The sequence below is a fragment of the Candidatus Aegiribacteria sp. genome, assembly GCA_021108005.1.
Classification (GTDB): Bacteria; Fermentibacterota; Fermentibacteria; order Fermentibacterales; family JCC-6; genus Aegiribacteria.
This window is the reverse complement of the sequence record JAIORS010000003.1, coordinates 1-5,473: the sequence shown is the minus strand read 5'-3', so window position 1 is coordinate 5,473 and position 5,473 is coordinate 1. Positions and strand designations below refer to the sequence as shown.

The 5,473-nt window shown below is 48.6% G+C and carries 4 protein-coding genes; 3 read left to right on the top strand and 1 reads right to left on the bottom strand.

Features of this window, described 5'->3' with window-relative positions; genetic code table 11:
- The 3 genes from K8S15_00185 to K8S15_00175 form a co-directional block, all read left to right on the top strand.
- Window positions 1–580: 2-oxoacid:acceptor oxidoreductase family protein (locus tag K8S15_00185; GenBank protein ID MCD4774450.1), on the top strand; the 580-nt coding region annotated here is incomplete at its 5' end.
- Window positions 581–637: 57 nt separating this feature from the next.
- Window positions 638–1,819 (top strand): MFS transporter, encoded by a 1,182-nt coding sequence (locus K8S15_00180; GenBank protein ID MCD4774449.1) that lies wholly within the window; start codon window positions 638–640, stop codon window positions 1,817–1,819.
- A 142-nt stretch (window positions 1,820–1,961) separates the two neighbouring features.
- On the top strand, window positions 1,962–3,086 hold the full coding sequence (locus tag K8S15_00175) for a hypothetical protein (protein ID MCD4774448.1): 1,125 nt from the start codon (window positions 1,962–1,964) through the stop codon (window positions 3,084–3,086).
- Window positions 3,087–3,325: 239 nt separating this feature from the next.
- On the opposite strand, the gene K8S15_00170 is transcribed toward K8S15_00175, so the two are convergent.
- Window positions 3,326–5,386 carry a prolyl oligopeptidase family serine peptidase gene (locus tag K8S15_00170; GenBank protein ID MCD4774447.1) on the bottom strand — a complete coding sequence of 687 codons (2,061 nt, stop codon included), beginning with the start codon at window positions 5,384–5,386 and terminating at the stop codon, window positions 3,326–3,328.
- Between the last annotated feature and the right edge of the window lie 87 nt (window positions 5,387–5,473).

The window sequence follows — 5,473 nt, the reverse complement described above, 5'->3', positions numbered from 1 at the left end:
GGTGCATCTCCGTGATAATCCGATATCCCTGTTTAAAGAAAAGAATGAAATAGAGATCGAATTCCATTCGGAACTGAAGGATCCCCTTTCATTAATACTGAGCGGCTCCGCTGGAGGAGGTGTCCAACTAGCAACTGAGCTTTTCGCTCAGGCAGCAATCGCATCCGGCCTGGAGGTTTCAAAAAAGGGAAATTATCCTGTAACAGTGGGCACCGGGTTTTCCAGTACCGAAATCATTGTTTCTCCCGATCCTATCCTTTTCACAGGGGTCAAGAATCCGGATGTAGTGATAATTGTCTCGAAAGACGGCCTGGAACATTGCAGAGCTGTCATAGAGCGCATGAAAAATGGATTGCTCATTATTGATGAGAATATCGATACGCCACTAACCGGAGCTGAAGTCCTCAATCATGATTTCCATGGAATGGCGGGAGCCAGGGGCGCAGCTCTATATGCGCTGTTTTTCTATCTTCATCGCAATCCGGTTATTCCTGTTGATGCATTAGTCAGCGCTCTTGGAAGAAGTGGAATTTCAGATAAGGTTGATCTGGACATGCTGTTGAACTTTGAGATTGAGTGAATAAGTAGTATTCGGAATCTCACGGCATCATCATGGATGCTCACGATAGGACGTTTTATGAAAAAGGGTATTCAGGTAATAGTAAGTGCTGTAGTCATGCAGATATGCCTTGGCGGCGTGTATGCATGGAGCATTTACACTCCCGTATTAAGAAATGTTTACGGTATGACCGGTGGCCAGACGGGAAGCATCTTCGGAATTACGATAGCTGTATTTTCTGTTGCAATGATCTTCGCAGGACGATTCCAGGAAAAGTACGGACCTCGTGTTGTTTCTTTTATCGGAGCTCTCTTTTTCGCTGCTGGATACATTCTATCCTCGCAATCAAACGGATCATTCCTGATTCTTGCTGCCGGTATAGGCGTTCTGTCCGGTATTGGCATTGGCTGCGGTTATGTCTGCGCTCTTGCGACTGCCATCAAATGGTACCCGAAGAGGAGAGGTTTGATAACCGGTATAGCGGTTATGGGATTTGGCGGTGGCGCGATTCTTCTGTCCAGGATCGCTAACGGGATGATGAGTAACGGGATTGATGTGATGCAAGTATTCCTGGGAGTAGGATTGGTTGCAGGAGTGATACTTATCGTTTGCGCGCTGTTTCTCAAACTCCCGCCGGATATGATAAAAGGGAAGGACGACAGTGGATCAGTTATCGGGAAGTCGCTCCGGCAGCCGCGCTTCATATCCCTCGTAGTAGGGATGTTCGCCGGTACGTTCGGAGGGTTGCTTGTTATAGGGAATCTGGCACCGATAGGGATTTCATGGAATTTCACTTCCGCGCAGGCCGCGTCTGCCATCGGTCTGTTTTCAATCGGCAACATGGTGGGGCGTTTCGTCTGGGGAGTTGTTTACGACCGAATAAAGAATATTGCTATACCACTCTCTCTGGGACTTCTGGGAATCGCGATGCTGGCGTTGCTGCTTCCGCTCCCGTATGCAGGTTTTCTGACGGCTTCGCTCTTCATCGGATTCAGCTTCGGTGCCTGTTTTGTTCTATATGCCGCACATGTGGCAACACTTTATGGCAGCCGGGCGGTGGGAAATATTTATCCTCTGGTTTTCCTTGCGTACGGAGTTGCGGGAATTTCCGGACCTTCCCTTGGTGGATTTCTTTATGATGTATTCAGTTCCTATTCATATGCGACAATACTTGCGGTTTCAATTGCATGGATCAGTGCCGGAGTAATCATCTATCTCGACTCACGTGGAAGAAGCGGGAACAATATTCCCGCTACGTGAATGACGTTTTCTGGGAACTTTGCAATCGGGCTTCATGGGTGAGATAATCAATCGGAACGATTAGGAACTGGATTTGTGATCTGAGAATTCAGTTGAGCAAATTCTCTGAGTCGAGCAGTCAGGCTCGGAAAGCTGAGGAAAGATGAAATATGTCATATCTGCGTTTGTAATTCTTGTGCTCTTTTCGTGTTGCGGATACGATTCGGGGAATACTGCGCCGGGGGAATCAGCCGGTGCGGATACTCTTCACTATCTGGTGCCCTATGATTCTATCGGGATTGATGCAGGTGATTCCCGCTATGTGTTTGGCGATGTCCTGGAATGCCGCGTTTTCCCTGACGGCAGCATAGGAGTACTGGATTGGTCGATAACAACCGTGAAATTCTACACGCCGGAGGGTGAGTACATCCGGAAGTTCAATCCGGAAGGCACCCGTTCAGGTCAGTTCAGAGGATTGAATAGACTGGATTGCGACGATTCAGGTATCATTATGCTTGCGGATCTGTTCGGAGGTAAACTTGCGTGGTTCAACTCCGAATTCTCACTGATCGAAGAGGTGGTGTTCACTTCTCAAGAGGGGATAAGCCCAAGGTGCGTCTATTCTGTTCCGGATATGGGATTCGTTGGCTTCCTGCCCGTATTCCGGGAACCTGATTCCGCCGGTTGCGAGATAGCTCTGTTCAGAGGTTCTGATGAACCGGAAATCATCTACAGAAGGAAAATAGCTCTCTTCGATCCCTGCGGTAATTATCAGAAAGCTACGATCATGGTATTCACAGCGGATCAGAATGGAAGGGTATACATATCTGACAGGTCTGAAGAAACCTTCAGTATTGCCTGTTACTCACCCGAGGGGGATACCCTGTATTGTATAGACCACGATTATGAGCCGGTTCGGCGTTCTCAGGAGGACATAGACAGCTCGCTTGAACTGGCAAGTCAGAACTGGATTGATAGAACAGGAAATGATGAAGGATTCAACCTTGAGCCAACTGAATACCATCCTGCCGTACATACCATGATGGTTGATGGTACAGGGAGACTTTGGGTGAAGGGCGGTGGAGTGGATACACTCTACCATATCTTCAGTGACACCGGGGAGTTCATGTACGATTGTATGCTGGTCATGCCCGACTGGCAGGAGACATCTGGCTGGGCTGTTAATATCGGACCCTACGGTGTTGTCGCCAACACCAGTAACCCTGAGCGGTATCCTGTTGTTTACATGCTTGAGGAAGTGACCGAGGTGGTTCCTTTATCTGAGTGAAGGTTTGCAGCATTCTGTCCGGTCCGGTTAAATTGATAAATGTTTAAATTCCCGGAACGGCTTGAAATCAAGGTTCCTATTGCTGTATGCTCTTCTGGCGTATTGAAGCAGTATGAGGGAGATAATCAATTATTTTCATGGCTTCGACCATGGGCATTGAGACCTTCCTTAGAGCTTCTCTGTTCTGAAATGCACAGCTTTCATGAATACCACTGTTCCTTATGTATCTCGATTTTCGTTTACTCGCTCATTCCAAGCATCTGCCAGAAAAACGCGTACATATCGGATATCTGGTCCAGACCTTCTGACAGGCCCACTGCTCCACCGTGTCCGGCTCTTGCATGAATCGACATCAGAATGGGCGCATCTCCGGCCTGAGCAGCCTGCAGCCTGGCTCCGTACTTGAAACTATGTCCCGGAACCACTCTGTCATCGTGATCCGCAGTTGATATCATAACCGGAGGATATTCGATATCAGGTTCTATGTTGTGGTATGGAGAGTAATTGAGAAGGAATTCAAATTCATCAGGATCATCGGGATCACCGTATTCTGAGATCCAGGCCCTTCCCATTGTAAACATGTGAAAGCGAAGCAAATCCATCACTCCCATGGCTGGAGAAGCTGCACCGAAAAGATCCGGTCTCATGTTCAGGCATGCCGCGACCAGAGTTCCCCCGTTGGAGCCCCCGGAGATGGCAAGTTTCGGCGTTGAGGTGTAGCCTTCCTCTATAAGGTACTCCGCAGCTCTGATGAAATCACCGAATACAATCGGACGATTTCCCTTGATTCCGGCAATGTGCCATTCCTCACCGTACTCTCCACCCCCTCTGATGCAGGGAATAGCGTAGATTCCGCCCATCTCAAGCCAGACAAGCCTGGCTGTACTGAACCAGGGTCTCATCGAAACCCCGAATCCTCCGTAGCCGGTCAGCAGCGTGGGGTTCGACCCGTCCAGCTCAATATCCTTCGGGTAGACAAGAAACATGGGTATCATCGTTCCGTCGTGGCTCTCATAGAAAACCTGTTCTTCTTCGTATCCTGAAAGATCCGCGTTTATTTCAGGTGCCCAGAGGAAGGCGCTTTCACCGGTCTCGAAATCGTAACTGTAAACTTCTCCTGGATGGAGGAGAGAGCTGAATAGGTAGAAAGTTTCGGTGTCTGACTGAAGACCCCAGAATCCCCAGACTGTTCCCCGGCAGGGAAGTTCAAGTTCTTTCTGAAACTCGCCATTAATGCTGTACAGATGCATTTTATTGAAGGCGTCCCACGAATACTGCAGGACCAGCGACTCACTGTTGTTCAGGATAGAGGCACTCTCCAGTATCTCCTCTGCCTCGGGAACTATCTCTCTCCATCTATCACGGGAAGGGTTGGTTATGTTGATGCAGACAATTCTTTCGTGTGGTGCGTCAAGATCTGTATGAATATAGAATTCTTCACCTATGTTACCGATCAGTGAGTATCGAGCATCAAAATCCCCAAGGAATTCCACAATCTGTTTCTCTTCTGAGAGGAGATCTATGTAAAATATCCCGTTCTTTCTCACAAGACTGGAATCCCAGACCCAGATTATCAGGTATCTGCCGTCGTCCGTCTCATAGGCTCCCAGGAACCACTCAGGCTTGTCCGGTCGCTCGTAAATCAGACTGTCCTGATTCTGCGAAGTGCCAAGACGGTGAAAGAAGATACTCTGGCTCTCGTTTCGCTCTATATATTCCTGACCCTCCTCGGGCTGTTCGTATCTGGTATAGTAAAAACCTGAATTATCACCGTTCCAGCTGACCCCGCCCTTTGTCCAGAGGATAGTATCATTCAGAGCAGCCTGTGTCTCTATATCCATTATGTACCATGTGGACCAGTCCGATCCGCTCCCGCTGGTCGCCCAGGCGAGCAGATTACCGTCATCGGTTACGACGGTTCCGGCAAGAGACAGCCTTTCCTCCACTGGAAACTCGTTCGGGTCGATAAGCACAATCGGTTCAGCATCAAGGGTCTCTCGGTAGCAGAACAAGGAATGATCCTGAAGCCCGTCGTTGAGGGTGAAAAAGTAGCGCTCACCTCTCTTGTAAGGCATTGAATAGCGCTGGTAGTCGTAAATATCCTCAAATCTTTCTCTTATCCATTCTCTGCGGGGGATATCCTCGATGAAACCCTCCCAGAGGTCGTTCTGGGCAGCTATCCACTCCAGTGTTTCAGCGGAATCAACATCCTCAAGCCAACGGTATGGATCCGGAACGAGTGTTCCGAAGTAATCATCCACCTGATCGGTAACTCTGGCTTCAGGATATTCGATATCGATAGCACCGGTGGAAGCACAGATCGCCAAGACAGAAAGCACTATTATCAATTTCAACTGACTACTCCATCCGATTAAAAAAAAACTAAT

Coding starts and splice junctions, on each gene's coding strand:
- K8S15_00180 (MCD4774449.1), top strand. CDS start 638: ATGAAAAAGGGTATTCAGGTAATAGTAAGTGCTGTAGTCATGCAGATA.
- K8S15_00175 (MCD4774448.1), top strand. CDS start 1,962: ATGAAATATGTCATATCTGCGTTTGTAATTCTTGTGCTCTTTTCGTGT.